Annotated in this window: 15 protein-coding genes; 7 read left to right on the forward strand and 8 right to left on the reverse strand. The window is 65.6% G+C overall.

Going from position 1 to position 19,474, the window contains the following annotated elements; all coding sequences use genetic code 11:
• Genes AB0I14_RS17450 through AB0I14_RS17460 form a run of 3 tightly spaced genes read right to left on the reverse strand, consistent with a single transcriptional unit; the run spans nt 1 to nt 3,322 of the window.
• On the reverse strand, nt 1–678 hold the full coding sequence (locus tag AB0I14_RS17450; protein ID WP_358023787.1) for a gamma-glutamyl-gamma-aminobutyrate hydrolase family protein: 678 nt from the start codon (nt 676–678) through the stop codon (nt 1–3).
• Complete coding sequence (locus AB0I14_RS17455) at nt 675–2,057, reverse strand: glutamate--ammonia ligase (protein WP_358023790.1); 1,383 nt, start codon at nt 2,055–2,057, stop codon at nt 675–677. Before AB0I14_RS17455 ends, AB0I14_RS17450 begins: the two co-directional genes overlap by 4 nt.
• Entirely contained in the window at nt 2,054–3,322 is a 1,269-nt protein-coding gene (locus AB0I14_RS17460; RefSeq protein WP_358023793.1) for a DUF1116 domain-containing protein, read from the reverse strand. Before AB0I14_RS17460 ends, AB0I14_RS17455 begins: the two co-directional genes overlap by 4 nt.
• Before the next feature lie 251 nt (nt 3,323–3,573).
• Between AB0I14_RS17460 and AB0I14_RS17465 the strand changes: the two genes are divergently transcribed.
• Nucleotides 3,574–4,620, forward strand: a complete 1,047-nt coding sequence (locus tag AB0I14_RS17465) for a LacI family DNA-binding transcriptional regulator (protein ID WP_358023797.1) — start codon at nt 3,574–3,576, stop codon at nt 4,618–4,620.
• On the forward strand, nt 4,617–5,258 hold the full coding sequence (locus tag AB0I14_RS17470) for a flavodoxin family protein (protein WP_358023800.1): 642 nt from the start codon (nt 4,617–4,619) through the stop codon (nt 5,256–5,258). The genes AB0I14_RS17465 and AB0I14_RS17470 overlap by 4 nt, the downstream gene beginning before the upstream one ends.
• On the opposite strand, the gene AB0I14_RS17475 is transcribed toward AB0I14_RS17470, so the two are convergent.
• Nucleotides 5,255–6,082 carry a universal stress protein gene (locus tag AB0I14_RS17475; protein WP_358023802.1) on the reverse strand — a complete coding sequence of 276 codons (828 nt, stop codon included), beginning with the start codon at nt 6,080–6,082 and terminating at the stop codon, nt 5,255–5,257. The two genes, AB0I14_RS17470 and AB0I14_RS17475, sit on opposite strands and share 4 nt — an antisense overlap.
• 161 nt (nt 6,083–6,243) lie before the next feature.
• Here AB0I14_RS17475 and AB0I14_RS17480 point away from each other — a divergent pair, with 161 nt between their 5' ends.
• Nucleotides 6,244–7,842, forward strand: coding sequence for an adenylate/guanylate cyclase domain-containing protein (locus AB0I14_RS17480; RefSeq protein WP_358023805.1), 1,599 nt, complete (start codon nt 6,244–6,246; stop codon nt 7,840–7,842).
• Nucleotides 7,843–7,848: 6 nt separating this feature from the next.
• Here AB0I14_RS17480 and AB0I14_RS17485 read toward each other — a convergent pair whose 3' ends face one another.
• The 3 genes from AB0I14_RS17485 to AB0I14_RS17495 form a co-directional block, all read right to left on the reverse strand.
• Nucleotides 7,849–9,447, reverse strand: coding sequence for a serine/threonine-protein kinase (locus AB0I14_RS17485; protein ID WP_358023808.1), 1,599 nt, complete (start codon nt 9,445–9,447; stop codon nt 7,849–7,851).
• A 113-nt stretch (nt 9,448–9,560) separates the two neighbouring features.
• Nucleotides 9,561–10,817, reverse strand: coding sequence for a formamidase (gene fmdA, locus AB0I14_RS17490; RefSeq protein ID WP_358023811.1), 1,257 nt, complete (start codon nt 10,815–10,817; stop codon nt 9,561–9,563).
• Nucleotides 10,818–10,827: 10 nt separating this feature from the next.
• Nucleotides 10,828–11,112 carry a zinc ribbon domain-containing protein gene (locus tag AB0I14_RS17495; protein WP_358023814.1) on the reverse strand — a complete coding sequence of 95 codons (285 nt, stop codon included), beginning with the start codon at nt 11,110–11,112 and terminating at the stop codon, nt 10,828–10,830.
• A 237-nt stretch (nt 11,113–11,349) separates the two neighbouring features.
• Here AB0I14_RS17495 and AB0I14_RS17500 point away from each other — a divergent pair, with 237 nt between their 5' ends.
• The 3 genes from AB0I14_RS17500 (at nt 11,350) to AB0I14_RS17510 (ending at nt 17,594) form a co-directional block, all read left to right on the forward strand.
• Entirely contained in the window at nt 11,350–13,284 is a 1,935-nt protein-coding gene (locus AB0I14_RS17500; RefSeq protein ID WP_358023817.1) for an ABC transporter ATP-binding protein/permease, read from the forward strand.
• A 141-nt stretch (nt 13,285–13,425) separates the two neighbouring features.
• Nucleotides 13,426–16,278, forward strand: coding sequence for an MMPL family transporter (locus AB0I14_RS17505; RefSeq protein ID WP_358023820.1), 2,853 nt, complete (start codon nt 13,426–13,428; stop codon nt 16,276–16,278).
• 134 nt (nt 16,279–16,412) lie between these two features.
• Complete coding sequence (locus AB0I14_RS17510) at nt 16,413–17,594, forward strand: N(5)-(carboxyethyl)ornithine synthase (RefSeq protein WP_358024397.1); 1,182 nt, start codon at nt 16,413–16,415, stop codon at nt 17,592–17,594.
• Here the strand turns inward: AB0I14_RS17510 and AB0I14_RS17515 are convergent.
• Entirely contained in the window at nt 17,587–18,159 is a 573-nt protein-coding gene (locus AB0I14_RS17515) for a TetR family transcriptional regulator (RefSeq protein WP_358023823.1), read from the reverse strand. The two genes, AB0I14_RS17510 and AB0I14_RS17515, sit on opposite strands and share 8 nt — an antisense overlap.
• 78 nt (nt 18,160–18,237) lie before the next feature.
• Between AB0I14_RS17515 and AB0I14_RS17520 the strand changes: the two genes are divergently transcribed.
• On the forward strand, nt 18,238–19,422 hold the full coding sequence (locus tag AB0I14_RS17520; protein WP_358023826.1) for an FAD-dependent monooxygenase: 1,185 nt from the start codon (nt 18,238–18,240) through the stop codon (nt 19,420–19,422).
• Nucleotides 19,423–19,474: the final 52 nt, after the last annotated feature.

Raw genomic sequence — 19,474 nt, forward strand, 5'->3', positions numbered from 1 at the left:
TCACTTTCGAACGAGCCATTCGAATGGCTTGAGATGTGCTGGGTTTTCGGTGTAGATGAGCTCGGGATGCCATTGCACCCCGAAGCAGTTCTCACCTTCGATTGCCTCGACGACCCCGTCGGGGCTCCACGCGGTCGCCGTGAGCGATCCCGTGTCGGAAACAGCCTGGTGGTGTTGGGAATTCACTTCGGTCAGGTTCGGGAACAACTCTCCCGCCAGTGATCCCGGCTTGATCTCGACGCCGTGCCGGATCGAGGCGTAGCCGCCGTCGACGGTGTCGGCCATGTGCTTGCGCACGCCGTAGGCCAGTAGATCCTGGTGCAACCGCCCGCCGTGGGCCACCGCGAGCATCTGTGCCCCACGACAGATCCCGAACGTCTTGATGCCACGCCGGATCGCCCGTTCGAGGATCGCGAGTTCCACCTGGTCGCGCTGTGCGTCAACACCCATGAGCGTCGCGCGGGTGGTTTCGCCGTAGCGGCGGGGATGGATGTCCCCGCCGCTCAGCAGCATCAGTGCGTCGATCCGATCGGCCAGGCGCAGCGCCCGTGCGGGGTCGAGCGTCGAGGGGATCAGAACTGGTGAACCTCCGGCCCGCACGATCGCGTCGATGTGGTTCCGGTGGCTCGAGAGAAAGCCGCCGGGACCCAGGCCGCACACAATGCCTACGACTGTCATAGCTCCAGCAGGTACCTTCTGCGTTCTTCGTCGGAGACCAACAGGTGGTCGGACTCCCACTCCTTGAGCTTCATCTCTGTGTACTCGCTGACGAATGCCGGCGAGAATGTCTTGTGTACCAAGGGATCTGCCTGGAAGGCCTCGACCGCCTCCAACAATGTGCGCGGCAGCACCGGAGCGTCGGAGTGGTGCGAAGCCTGCTCCAGCGGCTTTCCTGGATCCAGATCCTCCCGGATGCCTTCCAGTCCCGCGGCGATCATCAGCGCCGAGGCGAAGTAGTAGTTCGCGGCGCTGTCCGCGGCCCGGTACTCGATGCAGGCCCGGTTCTGCGGCAGCCGCACCGTGCACGAGCGGTTGTTCGATCCGTAGCTGACGCGAGTTGGGGCCCAGGAGATCTGGCCATCGGCCAACCGCGGAGTCAACCTGCGGTAGGAGTTGGTGGTGGGGTTACCCAGTGCGGTGAACGCCGGCGCATGCTTGAGGACGCCCGCGATGAACTGGTAGGTGGTCTGGGTCCACTTCCCCGCGGTGTCTCCGAGCCGGAACGCATTGCGGCCGGTCTCCAGGTTCACCAAACTCATGTTGAGGTGTGCACCCGAGCCCCACATGCTCGCGTAGGGCTTGGGCATGAAGCTCGCGAGCAAGCCGCATTCCTTGGCGATCTGCTTGACCGCGAAACGGAACAGCGTCATCCGGTCGGCCATCTCCAACACCGGGGCGTGGCCAATGCTGAGCTCGTACTGACCGTCGCCACCCTCGTGGCCGAATGCGTAGACACCGAAATCGAGTTCACTGAGGTAACCGACGAGTTTGTCGAGGAACTCCGAGGCGTCCAGGGTGGCCTCGACGTCGTAGGCCGGCGACGGCTTGAGCGATCCGCTGCGCGCGACCGGAACCAGGCGGTCACGTGTGCCCTCGAGGGATTCGGGCCGGAACACGTAGAACTCGGGCTCGACGCCCAGGTGCACGGAATAGCCCTGCGCGGCGGCGGCTTCGACCTGCGTGCGCAGTGCGTTGCGCGGACACAGCGCGAAGGGTTCGCGGCCGCCGTAACTCATGTCGGCGATCATCCATGCATACCGGCGATCCCACGGCAGGATTTTCAGAGTGCTCAGGTCGGGCACCCCGACCACCTCGTCCTCGGTGGGGTTCATGTTGCCGATACCGCCGAACCCGCGGGGCGTGTACCGCTCGGCACCTGCGACCAGGTCGGCGAAGTGCGTCATCGGGACGACCTTCGACTTGGGCCGGCCAAGGACGTCGATCCAGTTCGCCATGGCGTACTTGACGCCCTGGGCGCCTAGTTCTTTCGCGACACGCGTGTGCTCGGGATCGAGGCTGTACAGCGTGTCGTTTCGCTCGAAGATGGTGTCGGTCATGCGGTTCTCTCCTTTGTGATGTGGGTGAGTGCTTCGAAGGCTTGAAGAAACGGCTGCAGTGGCGCGCGTGCCACGCCACCACCGATCTGCCCGCCCCCGGCGCCGGCGATACCGATGTCGAGGCACGGAGTGATGCGGGTCGCGGCGATGCGTCGCACGTCGAATCCGACGGGGGTGCCGCGGTAGTCCAGCGCAGGTATGCGCAGGTCGGGATGTTCACCGGCGCAAATGTCGTACATCTGCATGGTGCGGGCGATCATGGTCGCGGCGTCGCCTCCGCTGGAACGTTGCAACGGCAGGGCCGCGGCCTGCGCGACGCCCCCGAGGCCGACGACCTCGGTGATGACGCTCTCACCGCCCATGAACTCCATGTCGTCCTCGCTGAATCCGGGGTACAGCCGCACGGCCTCGAAGGTCGGCAGCGGACCGCAGAACCAGCGATCGCCGAGGCCCGCCACCTGTATGCCGAACTCCTTGCAGGAGAACGCCATCGATGTGACCAGGCTGCTGTCGGCGACGCCGCGCATGGCATCGGCCGTTACTTTGGATCCGGCCATTGCCAACCGCAGGAAGAAGTAGTCGCCGCCGGAGAGGTAATCGGCCAGCACCTGGGCATCCTCCGCACTCGCGGCGGCGATCGCCGGCAGTAGCTCGCGTGCGAACAGCGTTGTCGCCGCGGTGTTGCGGCTGTGCAGTTCGTCGCCCATGGTCAGCGCCCGCTGGATGATCGGGGTGAGCGGGACACCACCGTGCGCGCGTACCACCCGGTCCAGTGCGGGGCCCACCCGGTCGCGCAGGAAGTCCAGGTTGACGCGGGTGGCGTCGCTGTACGTGCCGTAGTTGAGCCGGTCGGCGGTGTCGCCCTCGTAGAGCGTGCAGTAGGCCCGGTTGCCGGTGCCCGCATCCTCGACGACGAGGACAGGCATCGACGCTGTGGTCACTCCGGCGAGGGAGCCGACCACACCAAGGGTCTGACAGCCGGCGACGGTGACCTCGCCACGCTCGAAGGCCCGTTCGGCACCGGCGCGGTCGGCCGCGAAACCCTCGTAGATCGCGGCTCCGAGCAGGCCGTCGCGCTGGCCACCGGCGTAGTCGGCGAACGGCAGGGATGGGCCCGAGGTGAGGATGAGGTCCCGGCGCATTCCGGCGACCACGTCGATCGCCGGGCGGACTCCGATCAGCCGCGGTTCGGCGGTGAACAGCTTCTCCAACGCGGCGGCGTTCGCGTCGGTGATGGTCACCGGGGGTTGAGCGGTTTGGCTCATTCGGTCGTCCCTTTCTCGAATCCGGCGGAAGTACTGACTTGCAAAAACCTTTTGGCATATGTTGGGCAGAATGCGACACACAACCGGTTTCTCCACTGGCAGATGCGCGTCGTGACTGGAGAGCCGGTTTGACAAAACGTTTTGGCGTGTGTTGGTATGGAACCGTAGCGCAGTGACTCGCGACGGGTCAAGAGTCAAATGTGATCGCGGGCACAACACAGGGTCTACCGGCCGGGAGATGGAGCAACGCAGTGGCAAACATCAAGGACGTGGCGCGCTACGCCAACGTGTCACCGACGACGGTGTCGCATGTCCTCAACGGTCGCGGCCGCGTGGCACAGGAGACCAGGGACCGGGTTCTGGAGGTCGCCCAGCGGCTCGGCTACACCGCCAGTGCCCATGCCCAGCAACTGGTGACACGCCGCAGCAGAATCATCGCCATTCAGATGCCCGACCTCGATACGAACGGGCGCGGTACCGCACTGGTGCCCAAGTCCGAGTCCGAGTATTTCCTCGAATTGATCAACGGGGCCGCCGCGGCGGCCACCGACGCGAAGTACGCGCTCATCGTGGTTTCACCGGGTGTCGACGCCTCGTCGATGCGCAGCTTCGGCGTTGACGGCATGATCATCGTCGACCCGAAAGGCTCCGAACAGTTTCTGCAGTCGTCCTTCGCCGACCAGTACCCGGTGGTCACCACCGGTGAACCAGTCGTCGCGGCCGGACGACCCTGCTACGTCGTCGACAACGATCATGAGGCGGCCGCCCGTGAGATCTTCGATCACTTTGCTGCCCAGGGACGTTCGCAACCGGCCATCATCGTCGACACCACCTCACGGTCCTACATCCGCGACATTCAGCATGCCTATGGAGAATGGTGCAACGCCAATAACATTCGGCCGGCGGTCGTCGCGGTGGCCGAGGCCTCACCGACCGAGATGGGCAAGGCGCTTGCCTCACTGCGCAACGGCCCCTCCCCCGCCGACGCCATCTACACGAGCTCCGACGAATGCGCCATCGCGCTGCTGGACGCCGCCCGCGAGGCGCGGGTGTCGGTGCCGGGCCAGCTCGCGCTGGCCAGCGCCGTCGACAGCTCGATCCTACGGGTCACCAATCCTCCGGTGACCGGAGTCTTCCTGCACCCCAGGGACATTGGGGCGCAGGCAGTGGAAAGCCTGACCGATCTGATCGCACGAAAGGATCCCGACTGCCAACTGCCACCGTTGGACAGCACACGAACCCTGATCCCGACGCGTGTGGTGGTGCGCGCGTCAACAGCCACGAAAGAGAATCGATGAAAGTTCTGGTGATCAGCGCCAGCCCCCGCGAGGACGGCAATTCCCACCTGCTGGCCGAATCGGCCTGCGCCGGCGCGGAATCGGCGGGTCACGAAGTGGAGCATGTGTTTCTCGACCAATATGTCGACCGCATGCTGGGCAACTGCAGGAGTTGCCGAATGGCAACCGGCTTCTGCTCTCTCGATGACCGCTACGAATCCCTCCTCCTGGACAAGATGTTGCCCGCCGACGGCATCATCTACGCGATGCCGCTGTACTTCTATGGCATGCCCGCGCGGCTCAAGTCGGTCTTCGATCGCCTGTTCTGCTACACCGCCAACAGTGCGCCACAACAGGAACAGGTCGTCGGAGGCATCACCGACAAGACCGTCGGCGTGCTGATCTCCTGCGAGGAAAGCTATGTCGGGGCCACCGCAGGTGTCATCGCCCAATTCCAGGAACTGACCCGGTATCTCGACCAGAGCCTGGCCGGAGTGGTGGTGGGCAATGCCAACAGCCGCGGTGAAATCGAATGCGACCCAGCCGATCCCCTGGCCCGTGCGCGGGATTTGGGCGCACGGTTGTTCGACATCAGGGTCACCGACTACCGGCTGACCACACCGCGGTCGAACAAGGTGTGGGACCCGGTGGGGTGCTAGCTGCCCGGCACCACCAGGACCGGCCGGAACGTGCGCTGCAAAGTCGCCGCCGCCACACTGCCCAACAGCACCTTCTTCAGCGCCGACCGCCCTCGCGAGCCCACCACCACGACACTGGCCCGTTGGTCTTCGGCAAAAGCCACCAGCGCATCGGCGGTGGCTCCGGCGCCAGATCCGCGGAACCTGGGTACGAGATGCGCAGCCTGGGCGGCGGCCACGTCGACCGCGCCACCGTCGTCCACCCCGACCGAGACCACCTCGCGGTCTCCGAAGAGCGCGCCGGCCGCGGCCAACGCCCGATCGGACCCCTTTGAGCCGTCGACACCGACCACGACCGGACCGTCGGCCACTGCGTCGTATTCAGCCGAGATCATGTTCTGGGACACCACGAGCACCGCGCGGGGTGCGTGGTGCACCACCAGATCCGAGACACTGCCCAGCTTCGAGTCGCTCGCGCCTGCGCCGCGGGCGCCGACGATCAGCACGTCGGGTTCGAGGTGTTCGGCCACCTGTGCCAGCCCCAGGCCCTCCCCCGCCCAAGTGCGCTTGACCAGCGCCTCGGGATTCCAGCCGGCGGCCCGGGCCAGGATCACGCCGACGTCGACCAACCGCGCGGCCTCACCCTCGCTTTCGCTGTCGACGAGATCGATCAACTCGTCGACGTTGCGCGCAGAGTGCCGCAACCGGGCCCGCAGCCCCTTGCTGCCGAACGGTGGCGTGCACAAATAGACGACTACCGCATCGGCGGCGGGGAACAGCTTCGCACCGCTATTGATCGCCGCGTTGGCCGCCAGCGACCCGTCATATCCGAGCACTACCTTCATTTGCGTCCCCTTGTTCCGTTCGTGCGTCCGATTCCAGACTAAAGGGCCGGTGGTAGTGCCCACCGACTTCGGATCGACTTCAGATTGACTGCGGACGCCGACCGGAAACAGGTAGCCGACTACCCTATCGGCCGTTCGGGTTACGCGCGCAAGCTCAGCTCATGGACGCCACCGTCAACGGCTTGTCCCACCTCAGGAAGCCCGTCGCTGTCGCCCCCGACGTCATCGCCCGCGACGCCGGGGCCGAACTTCGTGACCTGACATTCAAGCGCTGGGTGCGCAGTGCGGCCGTGGTGAGCGCCGGTGGCGGCGGGATAGTCGGCGCCTTCCTGGCCTTCGCGGCCCCCATCGTGTTGACCCCGGAGGACACCCAGCGCCTGCTGATCCGCGGCGGCACCGTGCTCATCGTGTTCCTGGCAGTCGCGGTCCCGGTGATGATGCGGGTACGGCGCCACCGGTTCGCCGCCAGTACGGCCTGGCTCAGCCAGGGCCGCCCACCCACCCCGCGGGAACAGCGGATGACGCTGGGAGCCTCCGGGGAGGCGGTGCGGTTGTCGGCCGCGGTGTGGGGTTTCGGCGCGGTGATCTTCGGCTCGCTGGCGCTCAGTCAGCAGGTGTCCACCGCGGTGTACATCTTCAGCGTGGTGGCGCTGGGCGGCATCTCCACGAGCGCGGTCTGGTATCTGATCGTCGAGCGGGTCATGCGGCCGGTGTCGGCTCGCGCCCTCGACGGCGCCGCCGCCGCCGACCGGCGATTCGGGCCGACGGTCGGGCGCAGGCTGGTGATGGCCTGGCTGCTGGCCACCGGGGTTCCGCTGTTCGGCGTCGCCGTACTGGCGGTCGGCTACCTCGCCGACGTCGGATTCCGGGCTCAACGCACCTTCGCGGCCATCCTGATCCTGGTGGCGGTGGCGATCGTGGTCGGACTGTTCGCGATCCTGATCGCCATCCGGTCGGTCACCGAACGTGTCACGGCGCTGCGCCGGGCCCTGGCACAGGTGCAGGCAGGTGACTTCAATGCGCGGGTCGAGGTCGACGATGCCAGCGAGATCGGGCGGCTGCAAGCCGGTTTCAACACGATGACGGCGGGCCTGGCCGAACGGGAGCGCATCCGCGACACCTTCGGCACCTACGTGGATCGCGATGTGGCCGAACATATTCTGTGCGCCGCCGGGTCGGTGGAGGCACAGGAGGTGGACGTCACGCTCATGTTCGTCGACGTCCGTGGATTCACCGCTCTCGCCGAGCGGTTGCAGCCCATCGAGGTGGTCACCACGCTCAACCGGCTTTTCGAGCGGATCGTCCCGATCGTGCACGACCACGGCGGCCACGTCGACAAGTACGCGGGCGACGGACTGATGGCCGTCTTCGGCGCGCCCCGGCACCAGGACCGTCATGCTGACGACGCCCTGGGCGCGGCGTTGCAGATCGCCACCGCCGTGGACGACGAGTTCAGCGGCGCGCTGTCGGTGGGCGTCGGACTGAATTCCGGGCCGGTGGTGGCCGGAAATGTCGGTGGCGCAGGCCGTTTGGAGTTCTCCGTGATCGGCGACGCGGTAAACATCGCCTCCCGGGTGGAAACCGCGACCCGCCAGACCGGCGACACCGTGCTGCTCACGGCTGCCACGTTGAGTCAACTCACCAGGGACCAAGGTGATTTCGAGGCCCGCCCGGGGCTTGCCCTCAAGGGCAAGACAAATCCGGTGGTCGTGTACGCCCCGGTTCCGGCAAAGACCGCCGTGGTGAAAACCGCGTCCTGAAACCCCTCAGCGCTCGCCGTACTCCAGAGGCGGTTCCGACGAATCGACTTTGCCGTAGCTGCTGATGGTGAGCCCGTCGGGCCCGACCTCATAGCGTGCACCGTCGGCGGGATTGGTCGCCACGAAACCGTTGCCGGAACGCTCGGCGGTGGGGATCTGGAGATTGGCACCGTCACTGAGGCGCTCACCGCGGTAAGAGAAGGAATCGGGACCGCTCTGGCAGATCACCGCCAGCGAAGACGCGGTCCGGATCACGGCGACGGGCGTGGTTCCCTCGACGCAGCGTGCGGTGTGGTCGATGAAGCCCTGCTCGTCGGTGCCGCTGACGCCGGCCGTCGCCGAACCGGTCTTGGTGGCGCTCGTCGGCGCCTCGGAAGCCGAGCTCGGCGGAGACGGTACGGTCAACGTCTCGCGTGTGGAGGCGCCATCGCCGCCACTGGCCAAAACGGCGGCCAGCACGGCCGCAATCCCGAACAGCCCCACCGACACCACGATCAGGATGAGCTGGGTCCGGCTGAACCGCGGCTTGCGCACCGGAGCCTGCGGTACCTGCGGCGGGGGCGGTGCAGGCGGGTACGGGGTGAAGCCGGTGTGATCCGGGTTCGGGTAGATCGAGGAGAACTCGCGGGTGCCCGGCGTGTGCGGCGGTGTCGGGGCCGGCGGTATCGGTCGCGGCGGGGGCGTCGGGGCCGGCGCGGGCGCCGTTACGGACGGCACTACAGGTGATGCCGGTTCAGGTGATGGTGCTGGCGCTGCGACGGAGGTGGCGGAGCCGGCCGCCGCGCGGGCGGCCTTGGCCAGTTCACCGGCACTCGAATAGCGATCCACGGCGTCCTTGGCCATCCCCTTGGCGACGACCTCGTCGAATGCGCGCGGTATGCCGCGGCGCATGATGCTGGGCCGCGGCGCCGCGGAGAACATGTGCGCACTCATCAGCTGGCGCAGATCACCGGTCTCGAACGGTGGCCGGCCGATCATCATCTCGTAGAGCAGGCAGGTCAACGCATAGACGTCGGCGGCCGGTCCGACCGGGCCACCGGAGAACCGCTCGGGCGCCATGTAGGCGCTCGATCCGATCAGCACGCCCGTCATCGTGACGCTGGCCTCACCCCCGACGTGGGCGATACCGAAATCCACCAGGTAGGCGAAGTCGTCCGGGGTGAGCAGCACGTTCTCCGGCTTGATGTCGCGGTGCACCAAGCCGTCGGCGTGCGCGGCGTCCAGCGCCGCGGCCACCTGCGTGACGATCGCCGTGGCGCGTCCCGGAGTGAGCGGGCCGTTGGTCCGCAGCAGTTCCTTGACGCTGCCACCCTCGACCAGGCGCATGTCGATGTACAGGACGCCGTCGATCTCGCCGAAATCGTGCACCGGGATGACGTGGGGTTCCTGCAGCCGCGCCGCCACCCGGGATTCGCGCCGGAACCGCGCCTGAAAGCTCGCGTCCGCGGCGATCTCGGTGCGCAGCAGTTTGACCGCCACCATGCGTTCTTTGACCGTGTCGTAGGCGCGGTACACCTCGCCCATTCCGCCGACACCGATCAGCGATTTCAGCTCGTAGGGTCCGAACCGGGTGCCGAGGCGCGAGGCACCAGGGGGCGGAGTCATTGCGCGATCCTTTCCGGTTGCACCAAGCCCCGGGCGGGGCGGGCAGCGGTCGTCTCGAAGACGAGGATAGTTCGACCGCGCCCCGGCCCGCCGCGGCCGGTGTCCGGAACCCGTCAGCCGAACGACGAGTGCGGGGCCCCCATACCCGGGTCGATCTGCGTCGGTCCCGAGGCCGACGGCGCGATCGGGAAATCGAAGATCGCAGTCGGAATGTACACCGTCGCACAGGCATTCGGGATATCGACGACGCCGGACAGGCGTCCCTCGATGGGTGCGGCACCCAACAGCAGGTAGGCCTGCTCGGGGCTGTAGCCGAATTTCGTCAGGTAGTTGATCGCGTGTAGACAAGCGCGCTGGTAGGACAGGTGTGAGTCCAGGTACCGCTGCTCACCGTCGAGGGTGACCGAGGTGCCGGAGAAGGCGAGCCATTCGGAGTACTGCGGATCGGTGTTGCCGGGCATGAATATGGCGTTCTCGCTCACACCGTAGGTCTCCATGCCGCCCGGGATGATGTCGACGCGCAGGTCGATGAACCCTCCCATCTCGATGGCACCGCAGAACGTGATCTCGCCGTCGCCCTGCGAGAAATGCAGGTCGCCGACCGAGAGGTTCGCCCCGTCGACGTACACCGGATAGAACACCCGGCTGCCCTTGGTGAGGTTCTTGATGTCCTGGTTGCCACCGTTCTCCCGCGGCGGCGCGGTGCGGGCCGCCTCGGCGGCGGCCTTGGTGAAGGCGTCCCCGGTCAGCCCACCGAGAATCGCGTCACGCGGCTCCGGCGGTAGGGCCAACGGCGGCACGCGGTCGGGGTCGGTGGCGATCAGCGCGGCCTCACGGGTGTTCCACTTCGCCAGCAGGCCGGTCGACGGCGCGGTGCCCATCAGGCCGGGGTGCACGATGCCGGTGAACTCCACGTACGGGACGTGGCGTGAGGTGGCCTTCTGACCGGAGAAGTCCCAGATCGCCTTGTAGGCGTCGGGGAATTGATCGGTCAGGAACCCGCCGCCGTTGAGCTTGGGGAAGATGCCGGTGTAGCCCCAGCCCTGGCCGGCCAGCGGCCCGGAATCCTCTTGCGGGATGGGGCCGACGTCGAGGATGTCGACGATCAGCAGATCTCCGGGCTTGGCGCCCTCGACGGCGATCGGGCCGGAGAGCACGTGCACTGTCGTCAACGGCGCGTTGAGGATGTCGTCGGCCGAATCGTCGTTGACGATCGCGCCGTCGAACCATTCACGACAGTGCACCCGGAATGAGTCGCCCTGCTTGACCGTCACAGCGGCCGGGATATCCGGATGCCATCGGTTGTGGCCGAGCTTCTCCTGATCGGTGAACTTCTTGGTCGAGTCGAGCGGGAAGACAACCTCGGGCATTGATCCTCCTTCAGGGACGGGGCAATTTTTGGTGAAGCGGATTGGTGGTGACTATCTGCTGCCGGCCGCCCGGTGGCGGTCCGGCAACCACTGCGGGACGGTCGGCCGACGCGCGCGTCGCGTCCTGAAGCGCCATGGCGGTCGAGCCGCCGCGGCCGAGGTTCGGCGCCGCGATGGACCTGCGCGCCGGCCCTCGGCAGTCCGGGCAGTCGATCACGTCCGGACGCGCGCTCATCGAGTACATCTTTTTCGTTACGCCGCAACCGGACTTACAGCGAAATTCGTAGAGAACCAACAGGTTTCCTTGCTGTTCGGACGATCGTGAGGGTGTGCACTGTCGACGAAGGCCACACTACCGACGAACACCGGTATTGGCGCGCCGCTTTGGCAATAGAGACCAAAGTTTGGACCTTTTACCGTCGAGGCGAACTTGCCCCGAATCTCGGTGTCGCGATGAGACCTGGCTGATCCGCTGCGGTAGCTTCACGCAGACACGTCTGGTAATCCAGTCGGCAGATCAGGAGGGGCCCCGGTGAGTGATCTGAAGCCGTTCACGCCCTCGATCGACTGGAGCAACGAGCTACTGCACTCCCTGTGGTGGCTCGCCCAGGCCTGGACCATCACCGCGGTCTGCACCCTGGCCGTGCTGACCCTCATCGCCCGTTTCACCACCTGGGGCCGACAGTTCTGGGCCGTCACCGGCACCTATTTCACCGGGCGCCACAGCCTCAAGCCCTGGCTGACACTGGCGGCGATATTGCTGTCGGTGATCATCAACGTGCGGCTGTCGGTGTTGTTCAGCTACCAGGGCAACGACCTGTTCACCTCCGCCCAGGTCGCCGTCGAGGGCTTGGCCACCGGCAACGACGAGGTGAGAACTTCAGGGATCACGGGTTTCTGGATCGCGCTGGCGACCTTCATGGTGCTGGCCGCGATCCTCGTCACCCGAGTGCTGGTCGACCTGTTCATGACGCAGCGTTTCATGCTCGCCTGGCGCGCCTGGCTGACGGATCGACTGACCGGCGACTGGCTCGACGGTCGCGCCTACTACCGATCCCGGTTCATCGACCAGACCATCGACAACCCGGATCAGCGCATCCAGTCCGACATCGACGTGTTCACCGCACTGTCGGGCCCACAGCCCAATACCCCGCATCAGACCAGCAACGGCACCCTTCCCTTCGGCGCCATCTCGTCGATCGTCTCGGTCATCTCGTTCACCTCGATCCTGTGGAACCTCTCGGGTGACCTCAACCTGTTCGGCATCGAGATACCGCGCGCGATGTTCTGGTCGGTGTTCGTCTACGTCGCATTCGCCACCGTGGTCGCGTTCGCCCTCGGCCGTCCGCTGATCAGGTTGTCGTTCAACAACGAAAAGTTCAACGCCGCATTCCGTTACGCGTTGGTGCGCCTGCGCGACGCCGCCGAGTCGGTCGCGCTCTATCGCGGCGAGAAGGTCGAACGGTCGCAGCTGCGGGAACGTTTCGCCGCCGTCGTCACGAACTACAAACACTTCGTCAACCGGACCATGGCGTTCACCGGCTGGAATCTGTCGATGAACCACATCATCATTCCGCTGCCGTGGATGTTGCAGGCTCCGAGATTGTTCACCGGCCAGATCCAGCTCGGTACGGTCAATCAGTCGGTGGCCGCGTTCGGTGCGATTCAGGATGCGTTGTCGTTCTTCCGCAATTCCTATGACACCTTCGCGGGTTACCGCGCCTCGATCATCCGCCTGTACGGGTTGGTCACCGCCGACGAGCAGAGCCGCGAGCTGCCCAAGCTGGACGTCTCGGATCTCGCCGCGGATACCGACAGCCTGGTCGAACTCGGCGACGTCGAGGTACGCAACCCGGCCGGCGAGCAGTTGATCGACGATCTCAGCCTGTCCCTGGCCGCCGGCGAGGCGATGATCGTCACCGGCAAGTCGGGCACCGGCAAGACCACACTGCTGCGCAGCATCGCCCAGCTCTGGCCGTACGCCTCGGGCTCCGTGCGGTGCCCGCAAGGCGACAACGAAACGCTGTATCTGTCTCAGGTGCCCTACATTCCGTTGGGCGATCTGCGGACCGTGGTGTCCTATCCGCAGCAGCCCGGCGCGTTGCCCGACACGGCGCTACAGGACGCCCTGCTCGCCGTCGCGCTGCCGCGCTATGTCGACCGGCTCGACGAGGACGCCGACTGGGCCAAGGTGCTCTCCCCCGGCGAACAGCAACGCGTCGCATTCGCCCGGGTCCTGCTGACCAAACCCAAGGTGGCGTTCCTCGACGAGGCGACCTCGGCGCTCGACGAACCGCTGGAGTTCATGATCTACAGCCTGATCCGCCGCGAACTACCCGACACCGTGCTGGTCAGCGTCACTCACCGCTCCACGGTCCACCGCCATCACAACACCCACCTGGAACTGCTCGGCGACGGACAGTGGCGGCTGGGCCGCGTCGACGACATCGAGCCGGTCGGCGTGTAGCGCCTGCTGACAACAGCTGGCCACCTGTTGACGTCCCTCGTCTGGTAAGACGGTGGGAACGACACGAGGTAGTAAGGTAAGCCTTCGCACAATGCGCGACCGCTGCATCGTGTTCTCCCCACCGACCACCAAGGGTTCCTGATGGCCGATTCCAGAGCTCCCCACACGGGGGTTGCTCGATGGATCCGTCGACTCGCCATTCCGGTGATTGTCGGCTGGATCGCCCTCCTCGCGTTTCTGAGCGTGACCGTTCCCCCGCTCGAGGTGGTCGGCCAGATGCGCTCGGTGTCGATGAGCCCCGAAGAGGCGCCGTCGGTGATCGCGATGAAGCGCGTCGGCAAGGTGTTCGACGAGTTTCACTCCGACAGCTCGGCGATGATCGTGCTCGAGGCCCAGGGGGACGACAAACTCGGCGACGACGCGCATCGGTTCTACAACGACATGGTCGACCGGCTCGTGGCCGACAAGAAGCACGTCGAACATGTCCAGGATTTCTGGGGCGACCCGCTGACCGAGGCCGGCGCCCAGAGCAATGACGGCAAGGCCGCCTACGTGCAGGTCTACATGGCCGGCAACATGGGTGAGTCGCTGGCCAACGAATCGGTGGAAGCCGTCCAGCACCTCATCGCGGGCCTGTCGCCGCCGCCTGGGCTCAAGGTGTACGTCACCGGTCCCACCGCGCTGGCCGCCGATCAGCAGATCTCCGGCGACCGCAGCGTCAAGATCATCGAGGGCGTCACCTTCATCGTCATCATCACGATGCTGCTGCTGGTCTACCGGTCGATCATCACGGTGCTCCTGGTGCTGGCGATGGTGGTGATCGAACTATCCGCGGCACGCGGCTTCGTCGCATTCCTGGGATACCACAACCTGATCGGCCTCTCGACGTTCGCGACGCAGCTTCTGATCACGCTCGCGATCGCCGCGGCCACCGATTACGCGATCTTCCTGATCGGGCGATATCAAGAAGCCCGCAGCGTGGGCGAGGACCGAGAACAGGCCTACTACACGATGTTCCACGGCACTGCGCACGTGGTGCTCGGCTCCGGTATGACGATCGCCGGGGCGACATTGTGTCTGCATTTCACCCGGCTGCCCTATTTCCAGACGCTGGGCATTCCGATGGCCGTCGGCATGACCGTCACGGTGCTGGCGGCGTTGACGCTGGGGCCCGCGGTGATCACGGTGGCCAGCCGGTTCGGCAAGGTGCTCGAGCCCAAACGCGCCATGCGCATCCGCTTCTGGCGGCGGCTGGGAGCCTTCGTGGTCCGCTGGCCGGGGCCGGTGCTGCTGGGCACCATCCTGCTGTCGTTGGTCGGTCTACTGACCCTGCCGGGCTACCGGACCAACTACAACGACCGCAACTATCTGCCGACCGACCTGCCTGCGCAGGAGGGTTACGCCGCGGCCGACCGGCACTTCTCGGCGGCGAAGATGAACCCCGAGTTGGTGCTCATCGAAACCGATCACGACATCCGCAATTCCGCGGACTTCCTGGTAATCGACAAGATCGCCAAGAAGATCTTCGAGGTGCCCGGGGTCGGGAGCGTGCAGGCCATCACCCGCCCGCAGGGTGAACCGCTGGAGTTCAGCACCATTCCCGCCCAGATGAGCATGGGCGGGGTCATGCAGACCATGAACCGCAAGTACCTCACCGACCGCGCCGACGACATGTTGCTGCAGGCCGACGAGATGCAGAAGACCATCAACACGATGGATCAGATGATCACGCTGATGGTGGAGATGAGCTCCATCACGCACAACATGGTCGGCAAGATGGATCAGATGGTCGTCGACGTGGCCGAGTTACGGGACCACATCTCCGATTTCGACGACTTCCTGCGCCCGCTGCGCAACTACCTGTACTGGGAACCGCACTGCTACAACATCCCGGTCTGCTGGTCGATGCGCTCGGTGTTCGACGGCCTCGACGGTGTCGACACCATGACCGACAGCATCCAGCAGATGATGCCCGACATGCACCGGCTCGACGCCTTGATGCCGCAGATGGCGACCATGATGCAGCCGCAGATCGAGACCATGCGGACGATGAAGACGATGATGCTGACCATGTACCAGACCCAGAAGGGTCTGCAGGATCAGATGGCCGCGATGCAGGACAGCCAGACCGCCATGGGCACCGCGTTCAACGACTCCAAGAACGACGACACCTTCTATCTGCCGCCGGAGATCTTCAACAACGCCGACTTCAAACGGGGAATGAAGAGCTTCATCTCCCCCGACGGAAAAGCGGTGCGCTTCATCATCTCTCACGAGGGTGACCCGCTGACGCCGGAAGGCATCAAGCTGATCGACGGGATCAAGCTGGCCGCCAAGGAAGCCATGAAGAACACGCCGTTCGAGGGTTCCAAGATCTACATGGGCGGTACGGCGTCGGCCTTCAAGGATATGCAGGAGGGCAACAACTACGACCTGATCATCGCCGGGATCTCGGCGATGTGCCTGATCTTCATCATCATGCTGATCATCACGCGCAGCCTGGTGGCCGCGGCGGTGATCGTCGGCACAGTACTGGTCTCTCTGGGAACGTCCTTCGGTCTGTCGATCCTGGTGTGGCAGCACCTGCTCGGGATCGAACTGCACTTCATGGTGATGGCGATGGCGGTGATCGTGCTGTTGGCCGTCGGTGCGGATTACAACCTGTTGTTGGTGGCACGGCTCAAAGAGGAACTGCCCGCGGGTATCAACACCGGCATCATCCGGGCCATGGGCGGTAGCGGATCGGTGGTGACCGCGGCCGGCCTGGTGTTCGCGTTCACCATGATGTCGATGGTGGTCAGCGAGATGATCGTGGTCGCCCAGGTGGGCTCGACGATCGGCCTTGGTCTGTTGTTCGACACCCTCGTGATCCGGTCCTTCATGACACCGTCGATCGCGGCGCTGATGGGCCGCTGGTTCTGGTGGCCGCAGCTGGTGCGCCAGCGCCCGGCGCGCGGTGTGGTGGCGCGGGCGATGGAGCGGGCCGGGCGCTGATGGCACCGGTGGCCATCCACGACGCGTAGTGTCGACGACATCGGGACCACTCAGGCCCTCACAATCAAGGGGCCCAGCGATGTCTGACGAATCTCCTCGAAGATCCAAGGCTCACGCCATCCAGATGCCATTGCCTGACCAGAAGCGCTGAGGTGGCGCAACAGCTTTCGCTAGGCGTTCTGGCTCACTCCCGCAAACCTGACGAACGTAGGCTGCCCATTCACCCGGCGCATTTCGGCCGGATCGATCCACCGATGCGGCAACGGGTCTTCCTTGAGCACGGCTATGGCGAAGAGTTCGGCGCCACCGATGATGCACTGGCCGAGCTGGTCGGCGGAATCAAGACACGCGACGAGATCATCGCGGACTGCGACATCATCCTGCTGCCCAAAGTGCGGGCTGAGGACCTGGCGGAGCTGAGGGTCGGACAGGTGGTCTGGGGATGGCCGCACTGCGTGCAGGATGCGGCCCTCACGCAGATCGCCATCGACCGGCGCCTGACGCTGATCGCCTTCGAGGCGATGAACCACTGGCAGGCCGACGGTGGATTCGGTCTGCACGTCTTCCACAAGAACAACGAGCTCGCGGGCTACTGCTCCGTGCTCCATGCGATGCAGCTGGCCGGGATCACCGGCAGCTACGGTCGTCGGCTCCGCGCTGCCGTCATCGGATTCGGTGCGACGGCCCGCGGCGCGGTCACCGCACTCAACGCCCACGGCGTCGATGATGTCCGCGTCCTGACCAATCGTGAAGTGGCAGCCGTCGGATCACCGATCCACTCAACGCAGATCGTGCAGATGGGGCGCGACAAGGACACTCCCGAGCGGACGTGGGCCGACACACCAGCGGACGGCATGGTGCCGGTGGCTCGCTTCCTGGCCGAGAACGACATCGTCGTCAACTGCGTGCTGCAGGATCCCAACGCTCCCCTCATCTTCGTCACCGAAGACGATCTGGCCATGTTCAACCCGGGCAGCCTGCTCGTCGACGTCTCCTGCGACGCAGGCATGGGGTTCAGCTGGGCACGCCCGAGCTCGTTCACCGCCCCGGTCTGCAAGGTGGCCAACGACGTCTACTACTACGCCGTGGACCACAGCCCGTCCTACCTGTGGGACTCGGCGACGTGGGAGATCAGCGAGGCACTGATGGCGCATATTGAGACTGTGCTCGACGGTCCGGCAGCCTGGGATGCTGACAACACGATCTCGCGGGCCATCGAGATTCGTGACGGCACCGCACTGAACCCCGACATCCTGAAGTTTCAGCATCGTCAGGATGTCTACCCGCATCCCGTCTCCCGGCAGATCCTCAGTTGATGGGTGCGGCGACGGCCGCGATGATCAACAGTTCGGCGGCCGCGTCGACCCGCGACCTGTCCTCGGTGACCAGACCGTCCTGGCACAGCCCACGCAAGCCGGAGACCACCAGGGTGGCCCGCGCACGCGCGTCATCGGCGCCATAGCCGATCGCTGACAATGCCTGCGCGATCGGGGTGATCATCGTCTCGACCGCGTTCCGGGCTGATCCGCCATAGGTCTGCGGGTCGGTGATCGCCAGGCTGAGGACCTGAAGCAGCAGCCGTACATTGCGCCGTTCGCCGCCGTGGGTCAGCTCCCGCCACAATGTCCGTGCCGCATCGACGAATTCGTCCGGGCTCGTGACGCGGGCGAACATCTCCCCCAGCTGCGGACGGCTTGCATCGAGCGCCTGCGCCAGCAGCTCGGCGCGGTCACCGAAGTAGTACAGCAACATGCGCTTGCTCGTGCCCAGAGCCTCGGCCATCGGCGCCAGCGACATCTCGCCGATCCCGTGCTGTTCGAGGTAGCGCACGACGCCCTTCAGCAGCTCTTCGCGCTTTACGGGATCCGCTGTCCTGGCCACCCCTTGACTGTACCGTGCGGTACATTTATAGTCAAAGACGTACCGCTCGGTACATTTATCGTTATTGAGGAGAAACTCATGACTGGGCTCCGAGTTGCCGTGGTGGGTGCCGGCATTGGCGGATTGACCGCCGCGATCGCCATGCGCGCCAACGGAATCGATGCGACCGTGTACGAGCAGGCGCACGAACTCAAGGCGCTCGGTGCGGGCGTCTCCATCGCGACGAACGGATCCCGCATCCTCACGCGCCTGGGAGTGGGCGGTGCGTTGGCAGAGATCGCCGGGCCGGTCACGCACTACCAGTTCCGTACCTGGCAGGCCGAACCGATCGCCGGCGAGCCCTCGACTCTCGGCTTCGGGGACCCCGCGAGCACCTGGTGCCTGCACCGCGGCGAGTTCCAGAAGGTGCTTGCCGATGCACTACCCGCCGGCGCCCTGCAACTGGGCCGCTCCTGCGTCGGGGCCACCGAGCACGCCGACGGGGTGCACATCGAGTTCGCCGACGGCACATCGGTCGACGCGGACTTGCTCGTCGGCGCCGACGGTATCCACTCGCGCCTTCAGGGCAAGGTAACCGGTGCGGCCGAACCCGTGAGCGAGGGAATCATGGCCTACCGCGGGCTCATTCCCGCCGACCGGCTGCGCGGCGTCGCCGATATGAATGCCAGCTCCATGTGGCTGGGCCCCCGCCAGAGTTTCCTGGCCTACCCGGTATCGGCAGGCGAACTCCTCAACATCGTGGCGTTCGTGCCCACCAATCTCAACATCTCCGAATCCTGGACTGCCCCTGGTGAAGTCGCCGAACTCGCCACCGCCTATCACGGCTGGGATCCCCGGGTAACGGCGATCATCGACGCGATGGATTCCACCTTCCGGTGGGGAATCTACGACCGCGAACCGCTGGACCGGTGGTCCACCGCCCGGATCACCCTGCTGGGCGACAGTGCCCATGCGGTCACACCGCATCTCGGACAAGGCGCCAATCAGGCCATCGAAGACGCGATGGCGCTGGCCGTGCTTCTGCGCGGCGCGCGGCCCGATCAGCTCGGCGCGCGTCTGCGGCGATACGAGGACCTACGGATGGACCGCACCGGCCATGTGCGCCGGCAGGCGCGACAGGCCGGGCGCATCTACCGCTCCAGCGAGCTCACCCCGCGGGCACAAGCTGACCAACTGCACGCGATCCTCGACAGCGTCGCCATCAACACCTACGACGCCGAGCAGGTCGCCGAGACTGCGGAGATGGCACTACCTGCTTTTTGAGATCTCGCCGTGCGGCCACCAGGGCATATGGTCCAATCAGCGCGGATTCACT

The sequence above is a fragment of the Mycobacterium sp. NPDC050441 genome (assembly GCF_040655355.1).
GTDB lineage: Bacteria > Actinomycetota > Actinomycetes > Mycobacteriales > Mycobacteriaceae > Mycobacterium.

Coding starts and splice junctions, on each gene's coding strand:
- AB0I14_RS17480 (WP_358023805.1), top strand. CDS start 6,244: ATGGACGCCACCGTCAACGGCTTGTCCCACCTCAGGAAGCCCGTCGCT.
- AB0I14_RS17475 (WP_358023802.1), bottom strand. CDS start 6,082: ATGAAGGTAGTGCTCGGATATGACGGGTCGCTGGCGGCCAACGCGGCG.
- AB0I14_RS17505 (WP_358023820.1), top strand. CDS start 13,426: ATGGCCGATTCCAGAGCTCCCCACACGGGGGTTGCTCGATGGATCCGT.
- AB0I14_RS17460 (WP_358023793.1), bottom strand. CDS start 3,322: ATGAGCCAAACCGCTCAACCCCCGGTGACCATCACCGACGCGAACGCC.
- AB0I14_RS17485 (WP_358023808.1), bottom strand. CDS start 9,447: ATGACTCCGCCCCCTGGTGCCTCGCGCCTCGGCACCCGGTTCGGACCC.
- AB0I14_RS17450 (WP_358023787.1), bottom strand. CDS start 678: ATGACAGTCGTAGGCATTGTGTGCGGCCTGGGTCCCGGCGGCTTTCTC.
- fmdA (WP_358023811.1), bottom strand. CDS start 10,817: ATGCCCGAGGTTGTCTTCCCGCTCGACTCGACCAAGAAGTTCACCGAT.
- AB0I14_RS17520 (WP_358023826.1), top strand. CDS start 18,238: ATGACTGGGCTCCGAGTTGCCGTGGTGGGTGCCGGCATTGGCGGATTG.
- AB0I14_RS17470 (WP_358023800.1), top strand. CDS start 4,617: ATGAAAGTTCTGGTGATCAGCGCCAGCCCCCGCGAGGACGGCAATTCC.
- AB0I14_RS17455 (WP_358023790.1), bottom strand. CDS start 2,057: ATGACCGACACCATCTTCGAGCGAAACGACACGCTGTACAGCCTCGAT.